The following is a 16,714-nucleotide window of genomic DNA, read 5'->3' as shown; positions in this document are numbered from 1 at the left end:
CTGACCAATCGGTCAGCGTTTGATGTTGGTGGTTTCCTGAAGCATCTCATCGACGGTCTGGATGACCTTTGCATTCGAGGAATAGGCTCGCTGAGTCCGGATCATCGACGTGAGTTCGCTTGCCACGTCGGTTGTGGATTCTTCGCGGGCATAGGCGACAATCTCACCGGTCGGTCCATCCCCGGCGTCCCACATGAAGTACGATCCGCTATCCGGCGATGGCATGTAGGTCTGCTGATCCAGTGATATCATGCCGTTGGGGTTGGGCATATCCACCAGTGGGATTTGAAAGATGGTACGCGCGGCACCGTTATCGAACTGCGCGCGCACGAGTCCGTTTGCGTCAACTTCTACGCCTGTCATGTTCCCGACAGGAAATCCGTCCTTCTCGATGGAGATTGGCGCGAACGTATCGGACAGCTGTGAAAGGCCACCCTCATGGCCCGGTCCGCCGATGGTAATTTCGATCGGGCCGCCATCAACATTCACGATCATGCTGCCGGATGTCGGATCATATGCACCGCCAGACACGGTTGTGGCAGTCGCCAGGGTGCCGCCGTTTGCACGAGAATCGTCAAAGGTCAGGACATATTCACCGATGGTGGCACCGCCCGATGCCGTATCGCGAAGCACCATGGTCCATTCGTTCGAGTCCCCGGAGGCGGGTACGGTCGGTATCATCGTGATGGAGATGCTCTCGGATGTGCCGGTATTGTCAAAATACTCGATGGAAACGGATTGTACGGTGCCGTCAGAGGATGCGTTCGTGTCGGTTGCCGGCAGGTTCAGGCTGACGTCAATGCTTGTTGTCGGTTCGCCGGTCACTTCGTTGACCAGCAGTTGGACAGGCTCCAATCCATCGGGGGTATCCCTTGCATAACTGGGGATCGTACCGTCCGGCAGCGCCGGCCATCCCAGCAGAACCAGCCCGGACTCCGTTTTCAGGTAGCCTTGCTTGTCAGCGCGAAATGAACCTGTCGACGTCAGCATCATGGTCTGATCGCCATCGCCGCTGTTCACGTCTGCATAGGCCGCAACTGGGAGCATTCCGCGACCGCGTACCGCCAGATCGGTGGAATTGGACGTGGAAACGAGCGGACCCTGTTCATCGATCATGCGCTGGGACGTGGCCCGAACGCCGCCAGCGGAATACGACCCACCGGACGAGGAGATGACCATCGAGTGGAAATCCGACTCTACCCGTTTGTACCCGTAGGTCGAGGAGTTGGCGATGTTGTCGGAAATCGACGCCAGTCGGGTTGAATTCGCGGAGAGCCCCGCGATTCCCGCGTTAAGCGAAGAGGAAATGGTCATTAGCGCGCCTTTCTGCTGCATTAATCTCTGATGAGGCAACAGCTACGCGCGCCAACTTAACATCGCGCTAACAGGTAAAATCCTATCTATATCACGGCGTTGTGTTCCGCAGCAGGATCACCTCGATGCGGTTGTTCCGGTTTGCCATCCGGTTCTTGACAGCAGGCTTGCGATCCGCGTGACCCGAGATCCGCTGCAGACGCGTGGCATTCGTTCCCGCCGCTTGTAACAGCGTACGCGTTCGGTCGGCGCGCGCCGTCGACAACTCCCAAACCGGACTGTTGGCCAGAACGACCGGGTGCGCCCGGATATGGCCATTGATGGCCAGGTCGTTGGTGACCAACCCTGAAATTCGAGAAATCATTTGGGTTATGTCGCGAAACATCTGCGTCGGCCTGTCGGTGCCTTCGTCAAACAGGGGGACACCATCGAGGGCAAATACCTCGATGATCAGGCCCTCGTCAGTCACCCGCGTGACGATGTGTTTGCGCGCCTCGTCGCTGATCATGCTTTCGCCGCCGCGACCCTGCAGAGCGTCGTCGATCACCTGAAACTGTTCGTGGTCCAGGGCGCCAGTGTCATCGACACCGACGGAGCCTTGCGACTGGCGGGCATTGTCGGGATACCGGTTTACCGCCCCGGTCCCGTCCTGTGGCAGATCCATTTCCGAGAACATGTTCGTCCCGCCAAAGGCACCATCACCGCCACCCGAGACCCGGTTGATCGGAATCGTCGGCGCGAAGTAATCCGCGAGCCCCTTGCGTTGTTTTTCCGTCGTCGCGTTCAACAGCCACATCAACATGAAAAATGCCATCATCGCCGTCACGAAGTCCGCATAAGCGACCTTCCAGGCGCCACCATGGTGGCCGCCTCCGACTATGACCTTTTTCCGTTTGATGATGACCGGCGCGACATTTGTCTGCGCACTCATCTCCACCACCTTTTCTCACCCAAAGCCGGGATAGCAGGCGATGCGTTAAGGGCATGCTAACAGGTAAACTTGTCCGGGAAATGAGGTGGGGATCCCGTCAATTTCTAGGACTCTGCCCTCTTCCGACCCAGGCCTTTCACGAATTCCCGAAGGTTTTGCATGATGACATATAGGACAGGCACCAGAATGACGCCCAGGACCGTTGCGGCGAGCATGCCCCCGAACACAGCATACCCGATGGCCCTTTGGCTGGCCGCCCCGGCACCGGATGCGGCCATCAGCGGCACAACCCCCAACAGGAATGACAAGGCCGTCATCATAACAGCGCGAAACCTCTGCCGCGCTGCGTCAAGCGCCGCTTCGGCCGTGCTCATCCCGGCGGCGCGCCGTTCCATTGCGAATTCGACAATCAGGATCGCGTTTTTTGACGCCAGTCCGATCAGCATGATCATACCGATCTGGGTGTAGAGGTTCACGTCGCTGCCCACCGCAGCGACTGCTGCAAGTGCCCCAAACAGAGCCACTGTCACCGATAACAGGATCCCGACGGGCATTGTCCAGCTTTCGTATTGCGCCACCAGGAAGAGGTAGCCAAAGACCACCGCCATCCCGAGAATGACGACGACCATGCCGGCGGATGACAATTGCTGCTGTGCGGTTCCTGTCCACTCATAGGAGAACCCGGGAGGCAAAGCGGTCGCCGCCTCTTCCTGCAGCACACGGATCGCATCTCCGGATGACAGGCCAGGGGCCTCAACCGCCGTCACCGTCGCCGAGCGGAACATGTTGTAGCGATTCAGCAGAATTGGCCCCAACACGTTCTCGACATCCAGCAGCGTGCCAAGCGGCACCATCTCGCCGGTGCTCGAACGGGCATACAACGCCTTGATATCGTCGACCTTGTCGCGGTAGCTGCCATCGGCCTGTATCATCACCCGATAGACCCGACCGAACAGGTTGAAGTCGTTCACATAGTACGACCCCATATAGGCCTGTAGCGTCTGAAAGACCTCGCTTACCGGCACATTCAGGGATTTGGCCTTTTCCCTGTCGAGATCGACAAACACCTTGGGTACATTGGCGCGGAAGGTCGTGTAGGCCTGTGCGATTTCGGGTCTCTGGTTCGCGGCGTAAACGAGCGAGCCAAGCGCGGCCGACAGATCTTGTGCGGTGCCGCCCCCGGTCTGCTGTATCTTCATTTCGACACCGGCACTCATCCCGAGGCCGGAAATCGGTGGTGGATTGAATGCAATGACGCTGGCGCTGGCTTCCTGAAACGCAATCCCCATAATGGACTTCAAAATACTCTGAGCGCTCAACGCGGGTTCGGCCCGGTCGTCCCATGGATCCAGGTTGACGATGATCATCGCCCCGTTGGACCCGGAACCGCCCAACAGGCTGAACCCGTTGACCAGAACGGTATTGGCGACGCCCGGCACATCCGAGATCTGCGCATTTACCCGTTCTGTCACCCGTTCCGTTCGTTGCAACGCGGCGGCATCGGGCAGTTGCACATCGACAAAGAGATAGCCGTTGTCTTCAAGCGGAATGAAGCCGGCGGGCAGGGACTTCATGAAACCGCCCGCACCGACGATCAGCGCAACAAGGATCGCAAGCCCGATAAGCGGTACCCGCACCAGCCGCCGCACGATCCCGACATAGCCGCCTCTCGTGACATCGATTCCTTGTTCGAACCGCTTCAGGATCCCTGTCGGTGGCCCGGAGCGTGGTCGCAATACCAGCGCGCAGAGCGCCGGAGACAGGGTCAGCGCGTTGATCGAGGATATGACAACAGCCGTCGAAATCGTGATCGCAAACTGTGAGTAGAGGCGACCGGTGATGCCGGGCATGAACGTGACGGGCACGAATACCGCCAGCAGGACCAGCGTCGTCGCGATGACCGGGCCGGTGATCTGACCCATCGCCTTTCGGGTCGCCTCTGGTGGGCTCAGGCCTTCGTCCGCAATGAGCCGCTCGACGTTTTCGACCACGACGATTGCGTCATCGACCACGATGCCAATGGCCAGAACCAGCGCAAAGAGCGAAATCGTGTTCAGCGACATCCCGAAGAGCAAAAGGAACGCAAAGGTTCCGATCAGCGAAACGGGGATTGCCACGGCCGGAATGATCGTGGCGCGCAGGTTGCCCAGAAAGATGAACACGACCGACATCACCAACACAAAGGTCAGGATCAGCGTGGTAACCACGTCGTTCAGCGATTGCTCGACGAAATTCGTGCTGTTGAATGGAACTTCGTATTCGACGTCATCTGGAAACCCCGATGACAGGCGTTCAAGCTCTGACAGCACGCGCTCCGACACCGCGAGCGCATTGGCGCCAGGTGCCTGATAGATCGCCAGCACCGTGGCGGCGGTGTTGTTGTATCGCCCCGATGCATTGTAATAGCTGGCACCCAGTTCGACCATGGCCACGTCGCGCATGCGCACGATGCTTCCGGCTTCGCCAGTGCGGATCACGATGTTCTCGAATTCCTGCACTGATGTCAGCCGGCCCTTGGACATGATGGTGTATTGAAACTGTTGCCCTTCGGGCACCGGCGGCGCCCCGATCTGGCCAGCGGAGACTTCGAGGTTCTGTTCGCGGATCGCCTGGATCAGATCGCCGGGTGTGATCCCCAGGCTCGCCATGTGATCAGGGTCCATCCACATCCGCATTGCATACTGGAAATCGGTCAGGACTTCGGCCTTGCCGACCCCCTGCACCCGCGCCAAAGCATCCTTTAGATTGATCGAGGCATAGTTGGACAGAAAGACTTCGTCATAGGTGCCTTCCGGCGAGGTGAGCACGGCAACCAGCAGCATGTTGGTCGATGATTTCTGGGTAACGACGCCGGTTGCAGTCACCTCTGATGGCAGGCTCGCAGTGGCCTGCGCGACGCGGTTCTGGACATTGACCGACGCGATATCGGCGTCGGTGCCCACTTCGAAAGTCACCGAGAGCGAATAGGACCCGGTGTCGGAACTGTCTGACGACATGTAGAGCATGTCATCGACGCCGTTGACCTGCTCTTCGATGGGCGCGGCAACCGTGCTTTCGACGGTTTCGGCATTGGCGCCGGTGTAGTTGGCGCTGACGCTGACAACCGGAGGTGTGATATCGGGAAATTGTTCGACGGGCAGGACGGCATACCCGATGCCGCCCATGATTGTCAGAACCAGAGAGATGACCATGGCCATCTTGGGCCGGCTGATGAAGATCGAGGAAAACACGCTGCTCTACCCTTCCTGCTGACCGGCAAGAATGGCATCGACCTGTACGCCGGGACGCACCCGTTGCAGGCCCTCCACAATCACGCTTTCCCCCTCTTGCAGCCCCTCGTTGACGATGATCTCTGTTCCGACCTGGTCACCCGCTTCGATATAGCGTTGCTCGACCATTTGCTGGGCGTTCACCACCAACACGAAATCGCCGCGCTGGTCACGTTGCAGTGCAGCCTGCGGCACGAGCAACCTGAGCGTCGGTTCCGGGGCTTCGATCCGAACCTGCAGAAAGGCACCGTCGATGATCTGTTTGCGCTCGTTCTTGAACTCGGCGAGCAATGCGATCGTGCCCGTTGTTGGCGAAATCCGGTTGTCGATGAAAACGACCTTTCCTGACTCTTCCAGCGTTGTGCCGTTGGGAAGGGTGGCATGCACGGCAGGGCTTTGGTCCGACTTTGTCAGCTCAGCGGCGCTGGTATCGAGATCCTGCAGCACATTGGCCAGTTGTTTTTCACTCAGCGAGAACCGCACATAGATGGGGGCCTCGCGCACCAGCGTGACAAGCGACGAGGTAGAGGGGCTCACAAGCTCGCCTTCGCTTACCGACAGACGGCCAACGCGGCCGGAAAACGGCGCGCGAATTTCGGTATAGCTCAAGTCGAGTTCGGCCTGCCGGATCGCCGCTTGGGCGGCCTGGACAGACGCTTCTGCCCCCAATTCGTTGGCGCGTGCAATGTCCCGTTCCGATTCCGGGGCCGACCCACGTGCGAGCAGTTCTTTCTTTCTTTCGTATTCAATCCCTGCCAGTTCCAGGTCGGCCTGTGCCTTGGCAAGATCGGCCTTTCGCGCGGCGAGGGTAGCGGAATAGCTGTCGGGCTCGATCTGAAACAGGATGTCATCCTTCTGAACAGTGGCGCCATCTTCGACCAGAACCGCCTCAACAAACCCGCTGACGCGCGCAACAATGTCGACCTGATCAATCGCTTCGCCTTCACCGATGAAGGACGCCTCTTCGATGATTTCTTTCGAATAGGCCGCCGCGATCGAGACCTTGGGTGGGGCAGCCTGTTCCTGCGCAATGGCGCCGTGACCCGATATCCAGACAGGCAAACACAGAACCACGAGGTATGACCGGAGATTGGTGACTGGATGCATGAGGCATGGTCCTTCTTCTTGGGTGCAACCGCGCCATATACGAATCGGTTTCGTAAGAACACTAGTCACTTAGCTGGCACGCGGAAACCGGCAAAGGCAGATTGTTTGCGCCGGGCGACTTTGCTTGCGCAGCGCCAAGCCGCTGTTTTGGCGCTATGTTTCCGCGCGCATGTCGATGGGGCAGGCAATTCGGCGACGCAACCCAGAGCGACCGAGTTTGACGCAGACTCTCCACCATGAGTAGAGTTAACCATTGATTTTCAAATTTTCCGCGCCTCGTGTTCAGGGGCCGACGAGGAGAACCATTATGTCAAAGATTTTTTTGCCAGGTCAGCGCGTTACCGTCTCTCAGGAAGAAGTCGTCTGGCCCGAACACCTGTCAGGCGTGATGACGGGCAAGGTCATCGCAGCCGGGCATGTCAGCCAGGGGCGCGGGGGCGACGGCAGTGCGGATGCCTTTGCTGTGTCCGGCACCGAAGCCACCGACATCATGGAGATCGAATTCGAGGACGGTCTGCGGCTCTGGCAATCCGTCGAATCCGCCGCGACCGATTTTCAGCCGACCGCCAGCCGGTCCGGCGAGGACGCCGCGCTGGCGATCCCAAGAGAGCTGGTCTTTACCGGTCAGGATGGTCAAAGCCGCGGTGTCGGCAAGTACCTTGTCCGCGCAGTGCGGCTGTTGCGCGGGGATCCGGTGGGTCAGGCGGGCAAGCTGTCGGCCCTGGCGCTTGCCCGCAAGATCGAAGAGTCGATCAATCCGGGTTTCTACCGGTGCGAGCGCAAGGTGGTGAACGGGCTTGGCACCATTGACCTCAAGACTGTGAAATCTGCGGATATACCGACCGACAAGAAAATACTGATCATGGTGCATGGCACCTTTTCCAGCACACAGGGCAGTTTCGGGGAACTGGCCGTCGCGCCGGGCGAGGAAGTCTGGCAACCGCTGATGGCCGCTTATCCCGGTGGCATTTATGCGTTGGAGCATGCCTCGGTCACTGAAAGCCCGATCAAGAACGCCATCGATCTGCTCGACGCGCTGCCGAAAGGGGCGAAGATCAGCCTGATGTCCCATTCACGGGGCGGCATGGTCTGTGAGTTGATCAGCCGTGCCGCTCGCGAGGACATTGCCAAGAACGGTGCGATCGACGGCACCGATATGGCGATTTTCAAGCTGTTTCCCAACCGGACGGCGCAACTCAAGGAACTCGAAGCGCTCGGCAAGGCGCTGGCCAGCAAGAAGCCCGAGGTAAATCGCATCGTTCGGGTTGCCGGGCCGCTTGCGGGCACCACGCTCGCGTCTGAACGGCTGGACCGATATCTTTCCATCGCGCTGAACGTGTTCGAACTTATCCCGGTTCTGCGCCGGACCGGTGCGGCCGACCTGTTGAAGTCATTTTTGCTGGCCTTCATTCGGACCAAGGCGGACCCAAAGACCCTTCCCGGGCTTGAGGCGATGATGCCAACCAGCCCGCTGACCCGGATGCTCAACCGGCCGGACGTAACCTACACCAACGGGCTGCGCGTGATCGGAGGCGATACCGAAGGGTCTGGCGTTCTGCGGCGGCTCGGCGTGTTCGCGGCCGACCTGTTCTTTCGCGCGGATCACGATTTTGTCGTTGATACCGCCTCGATGACGCGGGGCGGGCCGCGTGTGTCATTGGTGAAACCGTTCCTGGTCAAGGGGCCGGAAGTTTCGCATTTCAGCTATTTTCATAACACCGAGTCGCGCCGTGAAATCATTGGTGCCGCGATAGAGGACGACCGCAGCTTTCTCGTGCTGCCCAGTTCCCGCGGTGTCCTGTCCGGCGAAATGCCGCCCGAAGAGCGTTTTCCCGAATTGGAATCACGTGGCAGCGCCAATGATCCGGTCTGTTTCGTTCTTCCGGGTGTCATGGGCAGCCACTTGTCGCAGGACAAGGACTGGATCTGGACCAACCCCCTACAGATCGCGTTCGGCGGGCTTGACCGGATCCGGATCGGCAGAAACGACGTGCGCTCGACCAACCCGGTCAAAACCTATTACTGGGACCTCTGCCGCTATCTATCGCGTACCCACAAGGTTGTTTCCTTCGACTATGACTGGCGGCTGTCAATCCTTGATCAGGGCCATGCCGATGCTGCACGCAAACTGGCAGCACTTGTCGAGGCGGAGCTGAACCGAACGACCCGGCCCATCCGGTTCCTGGCACATTCGATGGGCGGCCTCGTCGTGCGCGCGATGTTCCAGGCGCGGCCTGACCTGTGGACCCGGATCAAACAACGCAAGGACAGCCGGTTTGTCATGCTCGGCACGCCGAACGGCGGTGCGTTTTCAATGATGTACACGCTGTTGGGGCGCGACAGCGCTATCAAGAAGCTGGAGATGGTCGATTTCAAACACGACATGCCCGAACTTTTGCGGATTGTCGCGGGGATGCCCGGCGCGTTGCAGTTGCTGCCAAGCGATGATGAGGGTCGCTATCTGTCCGACGAGTTCTGGGAACAGCTTCATACCCTGCACGGCACCGATTGGGTGAAGCCATCCAAGGAAACGCTCAAGGTCGCCCGCACCGGGCACAAGGCGCTGGCGGCGCATCAGCTTGATCCGGATCTGACCTGTTATGTCGCGGGCCTTGGGACGAAGAATACCATTTCGTCTGTTCGGCTGGACCCGACCGCCAGCGGCAAGGATCGTATCCAGTTTTTCGCGACCCCGGAAGGCGATGGCACCGTGACATGGGCCACTGGTATCCCCGACGGCATACCCACCTGGTATGCGCACGCGATCCATGGTGATCTGCCCAAGACACGCGAGGCGTTTCCGGCCTATCTCGACCTCTTGCAGACCGGGACCACCGCACGCTTGACACAACACAAGCCCAGCATCAGCCGGGCAGGGGCAACCGCGCCGACGAGGGTTCTGGAAACGCCGGTCGAACTGTTCCCCGACCAGCAGGAAATCCTGGACGATTTCATGGGCGGCAGCAGCGGCGCACCGGATGCGATGGCCAAGCAGGTTCGCCCCACCAAGGTTTCGGTGCTGCATGGCAACCTGCGGTTCGCCAGCTACCCGGTCACCGTTGGTCACCACATAGACGACCCGATGATGGGGGCCGAAAAGGCGCTTGATGAATGTCTTGATCACACGCTGACGAACGTCCGCAATCTTGATCTCTATCCGGGCGATATCGAAACCTGCGAGGTGATCCTGCGCGAAGACCGCGCCCCGCAGGGGGCGGTTGTCGTGGGGCTTGGCACTTATGGGTCGCTCACGCCGGGGGCGTTGAAAGATACCTTCCGGCAAGCGGTTCTGCGATATGGCCTCGTAACGCGCGAGCGGCGCAAGAATCTTCCTTCTCTGGGGAATGCGCCTACGGCTCCGCTTGGCTTGTCCACCTTGCTGATCGGCCACCGGGGCGCGAACATCACGATCCAGCAAAGTGTCGAAGCCATTCTGCAGGCGGTGGCCGAAGCCAATGAAGCCCTCGACGATACGCCGATCGAGCATCTGGAGTTCGTTGAACTGTTCGACGACACCGCGTTTCAGGCCGCCAGCGCGCTGGACTATGTGCAATCGATGGGCCGCATGGGCAACATGTTCGCCTTTGACGGTGAAATCCGCATGGTCGGAGATGCCCGCGTGCGCACCCATTACGGCATGCAGCGGGACTGGTGGCAGCGGATAACGGTGAAAAGCGACAAACGGGATGATGACGCAAAGGAGTCCGCCAACCTCGGCCTGAGCTTTACGGCGATCAGCGAGAATGCGCGCGCCGACTTTCAGACCACAGCCTATCAGCCACGGGTGTTGCAACAGTTGCTGACCCAGCGAAAGAGCGGAACGGCCGTTGATCGGGATGTGGGCAGATTGCTGTTCGAATTGCTCGTTCCGGGCGATCTCAAGACATTCGCCAAGAACAACGAAAACATCATGCTGATCCTGGACAAGCAGACGGCGGCCTATCCGTGGGAATTGATGGAGGATGACTTCAAGCGCTACGAGTTTTCCGGAGTCAGGCCTGCGGAGGAGCAGGGGCCATCCCGAGATACCGGGCCGCTGGTGGTGCGTGCTCCCGTCATCCGACGACTGATCACCTCGGGGCCAAAAGTGTCGCGCCCCAACGATCTGAGTGCGCTTGTGGTCGGCGATCCGGTCAGCGATCTGGCTGCGCTCAGCGGCGCGCGCGAAGAGGCGGAGATCGTCAATACCCTGCTATTCAAGGCGGGCTGGAAAACCAGCCATCTGGATCAGCCCGAGAACGGCTTTGAAGTGATCAAGGAGATGATCCTGAGCCCTGCAAAGATTGTCCACCTTGCGGGCCACGGGGTGTACGCGTCCGAGAAGTATGACCGTACGGGGATGGTGCTGGGCAAGGACCTGTTCCTGACGGTCACGGAAATCAAGCAGATGCGCTACGTGCCCGAGTTCGTGTTCATGAATTGCTGTCACATCGGGCACGTGGGTACCGAGGTCAACGAAATCGCCGCCAGCCTGTCCGTCGCCTTTATCGAGCGCGGCGTGCGTGCGGTTATCGCTGCGGGCTGGGAAGTGGACGACGGCGCGGCAAAGCAGTTTGCGCGCAGTTTCTATACCGCGATGCTGGCAGGGCACACATTTGGCAAATCCGTGCATCTGGCCCGCGAGCAGGTGTTCCAGGGCTTTCCCAAGACAAACACATGGGGCGCATACCAGTGTTATGGCGATCCTGACTACCGGTTCCGCGATATCACCGCAGACACAGGAGAGTCGTCGCAAACCCGGTATTATTCCGTGGCACAGGCCACCAAGGCGGCGCAGAACATCGCGGAAAAGGCAGGCTCGACCCGGCAGGGGCGCGCGTCCTTGATGGCGCAACTGGTCGATATCGAACTGAGCGTAAAGCCTGACTGGGAAAAGGATGGCGCGTGGTGTGCCGAGATGGGCAAGGCCTATTCACGCCTCAACGCGTTTGATACGGCGATCGCCTATCTCGACAAATCCATGCGGGCGACGGGCCGGCATGGCTCTATGGGGGCAAAGCATCGGCTTGTGGACCTCAGTGTCAGACAGGCCTGCCGGAACTGGCAGGCATGCGACTCCCAGAAGGAGCGGACCGCAGCGGCCCGGAGCGTGCGCGCGGCCGTCAAGAACGCGCTGGCTAGCTATGACCAGCTTGACATGCTGGCCGGAGGTGATCCATCTGCCTACCGCCAATGCCTGCGGGGTGCGGCGCTGAAATGCCAGGCCTTGTCAGAGGTCGGCGCGTCGCGCGTCAAGACGCTGAAACTCATGACGGAAAACTACCACGCCGCCCTGCATACATCGCTCGCAAGTGATCCGGATCGCATCAACCTCTATGCTGGTATCAACTGGTTGACGGGAGTGGTGATCCTGAGCACGCTGGACGCTGAAAACACGGAACATGCGGCGAGTTCCACTGCGGTGTGGATGGACCGGCTTGCGGCAGAGAGCATCGTGCAGGACCGGACCGAGCCGAGTTTCTGGAACGGAATTGTCCGCCCACAAACCGACGTTCTTCGCGGATTGCTGGATCCAGGTTGCGCCGACAGCAAGGCCGAGGCCGAAATCCAGCTTTGCCTTGACCGGGCATGGCGCAGGGGTGGATCGTTCCGCCAGACCGCGTCGATCCGCGACCAGATCAGCTTCATCAAGGCGATGATGGCGCAGGTGGACGCGCAAAAAGGAGAGTGGCTGACCCGGATCGAGAGGGTCGTGAGCGATCTGACAGGGGATGCCGAAATTTAGGCGCTTGACCCTTGCAGTGCCGCGCGCAATGCGTTTGCGGTGAACCGCATTGCGCCGGTATCCAATCGCTGGCGGGCTCAGAAACCGACGTTTATGGCGACACCCTTTTCCACGGCCAGTTTCACCACGGCGGAGGCGACGGCGAGATCCTGTAGTCCGCCGCCGGTGCCGCCAGACCTGCAGGCAATGTGGGTGCCGGGCGCGACATGGTCGGCCATGAGCGACAGCGCAAAGGCTGAGGTAATCGATATGATGACGTCATCTTCGGACATGCCCGCAAGCTCAACGCCTTCAAACGGCAGACCCGCCACTGCGGCCACTTTTTCGATATTCGAGAGCATCTCGGGATGAAATTTCCAGCCGATGACCTTGTCGAACGCGCGCTGTTCGAGCGCGGAACGCATTTGGAACGTGGCCTGATGTCCGGCGCCGATCATGCCGATCACCCTGGCATCCTCGCGGGCCAGACGCTATCGACCTTGCCGCCCCGCACACCGACCACCAATCATGCGCGTTGGCGGTCGGGTCGCAGTGGCCGGGGACCAGTTTCAATTTTTATCGACCTTCAGCACGCCCTCGGGGTCCGCGATCACGCCGTGCTTGTCCGACCACATGATGTATTCCACATCGTCGCATCCGTAGATGAAGGGCAGCCCGCTATCGATCGACTGTGCCTTGAGCCGGGCGTCGCAGAGCGCCTTGTCGGCTTTGGCATGACTCATCACGCTGGTCAGGATGAAGAATGCGTTTTCCCATTCGCCTGCGTCGTCGCGGTTGCCGTCATTGTCGAGAATACGGCCATAATCCGCATCCATGAATACGTAGGAGCCGCGTTGCAACTCGTTGTAGATGCCCGAATTCGCCTCGAAATTGTACGATCCGGTTCCGCCACCCGAGACCGGTTCGGTCTCGATTCCGTCGGATTTCATCGTATCGACCGCGTCCTGGACCTGTGCCACCGCGGCGTCGATCTTGGCCTTTCGGTCATCAAAGCTTTCCATGTGCCTTGGCATAGTCGCCCATCTTCCTGATGTTGCGCTCCAGTGCATCAAAATCCGGCACCAGCGCCGGAGTCTGGATGTCAGCCGCCTCCATGCCGGGTTTGGCCGGCATGTCGCAGCCCACTTCATAGGCGTCAAAATCGACCTGTCTTTCAATGTGGGTCTCCTCGTCAGCCCCGAAGTCAGGGCAACTTGACCAGATCGACGTTGCCGCCAGTGATGATGACGCCCACGCGCTTGCCACGGAATGCGTCCGGGTTTTTCAGAACGACGGCCAGGGGCACCGCGCTTTACGGTTCCATGACGATCCGCAGATGGTTCCAGGTGAGTTTCATCGCGTCAATGATCTCCTGTTCGGATGCCGTACAGATCTCGGTCACGGGGTTGCTCACGAAGTGCCAGGTCAGAGCCTTGAGCGGCACCAGCAGGCCATCGGCGATGGTCTTGGGTGTATCATCGGCAATGATGTGCCCCGCCTTGAAGCTGCGATAGGCGTCGTCGGCCTGTTCCGGCTCGGTCGCGATCACCTAGGTTTCCGGTGCCAGATCTAACAGGGTCAGGGAGGTGCCGGAATTATGCCGTGTCCCCCGATCGGTGCAACCACCGCATCGGGTCCGTCGGTCTGTTCGATGAACTCGCGTGAACAGGCGCCCTGCCCGGAGATCATGCGCGGCAAGCATGTCGTCAATCGTCGGGATGTACATGGTCGGTACGTCCTTCATCACGCGGCGGCCCTGTGGGCAATGTCGGATCCATGGCCGTAGTATTCCTGTGCGGCAGCCACGCCCGCGCCAAGTTTGATGTTCAGTCCCAAGTCTAACATGCCCATCTCGGGAACACCGAGTCCAGAAAGCACCATTGCGTCCGTCACGCTGCCCAGATGACCGATGCGGAAAACGTTGTCTGCGGCTTCACCCAAGCCATGCCGTATTCGCTGGCCGCGCGGGTGACGATATCGGAGGACTCGAACCCTTCGGGGGTCCGGATGGCCGATAGAGTATCGGAATCGAGATCCGGCGATGCTGCGCAAAAGTCCAGACGCCAGGCCTGTGTCGCCAGACGCACGCCTTTGGCAATGCGATGATGGCGGGCTTGGACATTGCCGAGCCCTTCGCTGAGCAGCATATCCAGTGACAGCATCAGGCCGTTCATCAACCCCACGGGCGGTGTGTATGGAAAACCGTTGCTCGCATATGCCTTTGATGGCGAAGAGCGCGCAGCCGGTATGCGTTGTTTGGCTTCGCCGATCATCAACCTTTACGGCGAAGCGGTCGCCGGCATATCCGTGTCTGGCCCGACACATCGCATGGCACCGGAGCGGAGCGCCGCAGTCGGCACCTTGGTTGGCGACGCCGCAATCGCCATCTCACGGGGTCTCGGCGCCGGAAACGCACGGAGCCGGCTAAAGGAATAGACATTCCAATGACATGAGATGGTTCTCTAGTGCCGGCACGCGTGTGTGGTAAGGGCCTGTCAGAGGGAGTAGGGAATTGGAGCGGGCGGCGGGAATCGAACCCGCGTCATTAGCTTGGAAGGCTAAGGTCTTACCACTACACAACGCCCGCTCAACAGAATAACCTGATATTTCTTTGGCGTTGGAACGTCAAGAACGGTTTTGATTCCGCCGGATTTTCTCGCGCGGCAGAAGAGTCTGGTGCCTGGTCTGGCACCCAGTGAGAAATAGCATGCAGCTATTTATTGAATGAAGTACCGCAGTGATTCAGGCCATTTGGTGGAGTGCATCATTCAGTAATCGCAGAATCCTGCGAGAACGACTTGCAAAGCCAAATGGTTCAAGGCACGAGTATTGGACCAGCAGTCCCACAATGGGGCCTGTTTGCCGCAGTAGCTCAGATTGTAGGGCACGTCATTCGTAAGTAGCGGGTCACCGCTAGAATGATTTTCGATACCAAGGGGTTCACGGCAAGTGAGAAAAAAAGTCTTAGGGCCATAGCAGGGCCCGCGATGCCTCAATAGCTCAGCTGGTAGAGCAGGTCCTTCGTAAGGACAAGGTCGGGGGTTCGAGTCCCTCTTGAGGCACCATTAATCCCATGAAAGCAATTGGTTAATATGAAGTGCGTGGCGAATTCACTGCCCGTATTACTATTTCTACCTGGTTGATCGAACCATTCGGGGGATCAACCTCCGCCAAGCTTTGAGGCCATACTTCCTTGCATGACAGCAAATCTCGGATCTTTCCCCCTCCCCGAGATTCGGACACTGACACAAGCTGCGATTTGTAGTCTGCTGATTTTCAACATGCTGGAGACCACGAAAACGGAAGCAACATAGCCCGGTATTCAATGGCAAGATGGCGTTGGAGGCGCTGAAAGGCGATGAGATGGGCAGCGAGTTGGCAAGCCGGTTTGGGTTTGCCCTACGATGATCCACCAATGGAAGTGGGCGCTGCTTGAAGGGACGTCTGGAGTATTTGAGCGCGGTGGTCGCAAGGTGCTGGTGATAGATGATGAGCAGGTCAAAGACCGTATGCGGTTTCGGAAGCGCACCTTGCCGCGTTCGATCTGATTTGAGACTCAGGTCCTGTTGGATAACAGGAGGTGAGTTTCTCCAAGGATTGTACGAGAGAGTTTCTCAAACGTCTGGGTGTCGAAATCTCAGATAGCGGGCATCGGCGATGGCCGGATTGCGCAAAGGCTCGGAGTGTTGCGCAGACGCTGTTGCCGGGCGCGGCGGCGAATGACGTGGCGCGCAGGTATGATCTGCGGCCGAACCACCTAGCGGCGGATGGCCAAGGATGGTGACCTTGTTCTGCCTGCGCCGGAAACCGAAGCAGGGTTCGCCCCGTTGGTGGTGTTCGATGTCGAGCCCGCTCGGCCGGTCGAGTTCATGGCCGGGTCGGTTGCTGTCCGGCTGGACGGTGCCAAGCCCGCGGACCGGATTGCGAAAAGCGCGCGCGCTCGGAGGTGGCGCATGATCTTTCCCTCGATACCACTGGCTCACAGGCGAATGGAACATTCGCCGCGAGGCCGTGTGCGCATTCTGGTGGCGACGCAGTCCGTTGAGTTCCGGAAGGGTCACGATGAAGGCGGCAAAGCATAGGGCCGCATCGCCTCGCTCATCCAGACATGTAAGATCAACGGCGTGGAGCCCTTTGCCGAGCTGAAATCAACACGCAAAGCCATCGCCGCGGGCCACCCGAAAATCGCATCGACGACCCGCTTCCCTGGAAGTTCCAGCCGTCAAGCTGAAACCCTAATGCCCTCCAGCCGCCGCTTACGTCTCTACGTCGTTCCTGTATCCTGTCGTCAGTGTTTGATACATCTTGGTATGCTGTCTGAAAACCGGACCCCTTCAGAACGAGCGGCAGATAGCCGAGTTCACCTGTTCCAGCGCGTTCGCAAAACCG

At 59.4% G+C, this 16,714-nt stretch carries 9 protein-coding genes, 2 tRNA genes and 4 pseudogenes; 5 read left to right on the top strand and 10 right to left on the bottom strand.

Translation table 11 applies throughout. The features are described from left to right. Positions 1-12: 12 nt before the first annotated feature. The 4 genes from QO231_RS04720 to QO231_RS04705 form a co-directional block, all read right to left on the bottom strand. Positions 13-1,314: a flagellar hook protein FlgE gene (locus QO231_RS04720; protein ID WP_316773795.1), complete on the bottom strand. Its 1,302-nt coding sequence runs from the start codon at positions 1,312-1,314 to the stop codon at positions 13-15. A gap of 91 nt (positions 1,315-1,405) precedes the next feature. After that, positions 1,406-2,245, bottom strand: coding sequence for an OmpA/MotB family protein (locus tag QO231_RS04715; RefSeq protein WP_316773793.1), 840 nt, complete (start codon positions 2,243-2,245; stop codon positions 1,406-1,408). 104 nt (positions 2,246-2,349) lie between these two features. Continuing rightward, positions 2,350-5,475: an efflux RND transporter permease subunit gene (locus QO231_RS04710; protein WP_316773791.1), complete on the bottom strand. Its 3,126-nt coding sequence runs from the start codon at positions 5,473-5,475 to the stop codon at positions 2,350-2,352. 6 nt (positions 5,476-5,481) lie between these two features. After that, positions 5,482-6,621: an efflux RND transporter periplasmic adaptor subunit gene (locus tag QO231_RS04705; RefSeq protein ID WP_316773789.1), complete on the bottom strand. Its 1,140-nt coding sequence runs from the start codon at positions 6,619-6,621 to the stop codon at positions 5,482-5,484. 307 nt (positions 6,622-6,928) lie between these two features. On the opposite strand from QO231_RS04705, the gene QO231_RS04700 reads away from it, so the two are divergent. Beyond that, positions 6,929-12,346, top strand: a complete 5,418-nt coding sequence (locus QO231_RS04700; RefSeq protein WP_316773787.1) for a CHAT domain-containing protein — start codon at positions 6,929-6,931, stop codon at positions 12,344-12,346. 77 nt (positions 12,347-12,423) lie between these two features. Here the strand turns inward: QO231_RS04700 and QO231_RS04695 are convergent. The 5 genes and pseudogenes from QO231_RS04695 to QO231_RS04680 form a co-directional block, all read right to left on the bottom strand. Then, positions 12,424-12,813, bottom strand: a pseudogene (locus QO231_RS04695) (ornithine cyclodeaminase family protein); the annotation flags it as partial. Then, positions 12,789-13,335 (bottom strand): annotated as a pseudogene (locus QO231_RS04690) (DSD1 family PLP-dependent enzyme); the annotation flags it as partial. The pseudogenes QO231_RS04690 and QO231_RS04695, both read right to left, overlap by 25 nt. Further along, positions 13,334-13,591, bottom strand: a complete 258-nt coding sequence (locus QO231_RS26085; protein ID WP_394356572.1) for a hypothetical protein — start codon at positions 13,589-13,591, stop codon at positions 13,334-13,336. The pseudogene QO231_RS04690 and the gene QO231_RS26085, both read right to left, overlap by 2 nt. After that, positions 13,530-14,020: pseudogene (locus QO231_RS04685) on the bottom strand (pyridoxal-phosphate dependent enzyme); the annotation flags it as partial. The pseudogene QO231_RS04685 and the gene QO231_RS26085, both read right to left, overlap by 62 nt. A 48-nt stretch (positions 14,021-14,068) precedes the next feature. Continuing rightward, positions 14,069-14,550, bottom strand: a pseudogene (locus tag QO231_RS04680) (serine--glyoxylate aminotransferase); the annotation flags it as partial. Positions 14,551-14,572: 22 nt separating this feature from the next. Here QO231_RS04680 and QO231_RS04675 point away from each other — a divergent pair. Further along, entirely contained in the window at positions 14,573-14,761 is a 189-nt protein-coding gene (locus QO231_RS04675) for an IclR family transcriptional regulator domain-containing protein (protein ID WP_316773786.1), read from the top strand. A 77-nt stretch (positions 14,762-14,838) separates the two neighbouring features. Here the strand turns inward: QO231_RS04675 and QO231_RS04670 are convergent. Beyond that, a tRNA-Gly gene (locus QO231_RS04670) sits at positions 14,839-14,912 on the bottom strand. 402 nt (positions 14,913-15,314) lie between these two features. On the opposite strand from QO231_RS04670, the gene QO231_RS04665 reads away from it, so the two are divergent. The 3 genes from QO231_RS04665 (at position 15,315) to QO231_RS04660 (ending at position 16,407) form a co-directional block, all read left to right on the top strand. Next, positions 15,315-15,390: transfer RNA gene (locus QO231_RS04665), tRNA-Thr, on the top strand. Positions 15,391-15,905: 515 nt separating this feature from the next. Further along, a complete protein-coding gene (locus tag QO231_RS26080) occupies positions 15,906-16,109 on the top strand; it encodes a transposase (protein WP_394356566.1) in 204 nt (67 codons plus the stop codon). Further along, on the top strand, positions 16,093-16,407 hold the full coding sequence (locus QO231_RS04660) for a hypothetical protein (protein WP_316773784.1): 315 nt from the start codon (positions 16,093-16,095) through the stop codon (positions 16,405-16,407). Before QO231_RS26080 ends, QO231_RS04660 begins: the two co-directional genes overlap by 17 nt. The last annotated feature ends 307 nt before the right edge of the window (positions 16,408-16,714 follow it).

Source organism: Sedimentitalea todarodis (genome assembly GCF_032595355.1).
GTDB lineage: Bacteria > Pseudomonadota > Alphaproteobacteria > Rhodobacterales > Rhodobacteraceae > Sedimentitalea > Sedimentitalea todarodis.
This window is presented reverse-complemented; position numbering and strand designations above follow the sequence as displayed.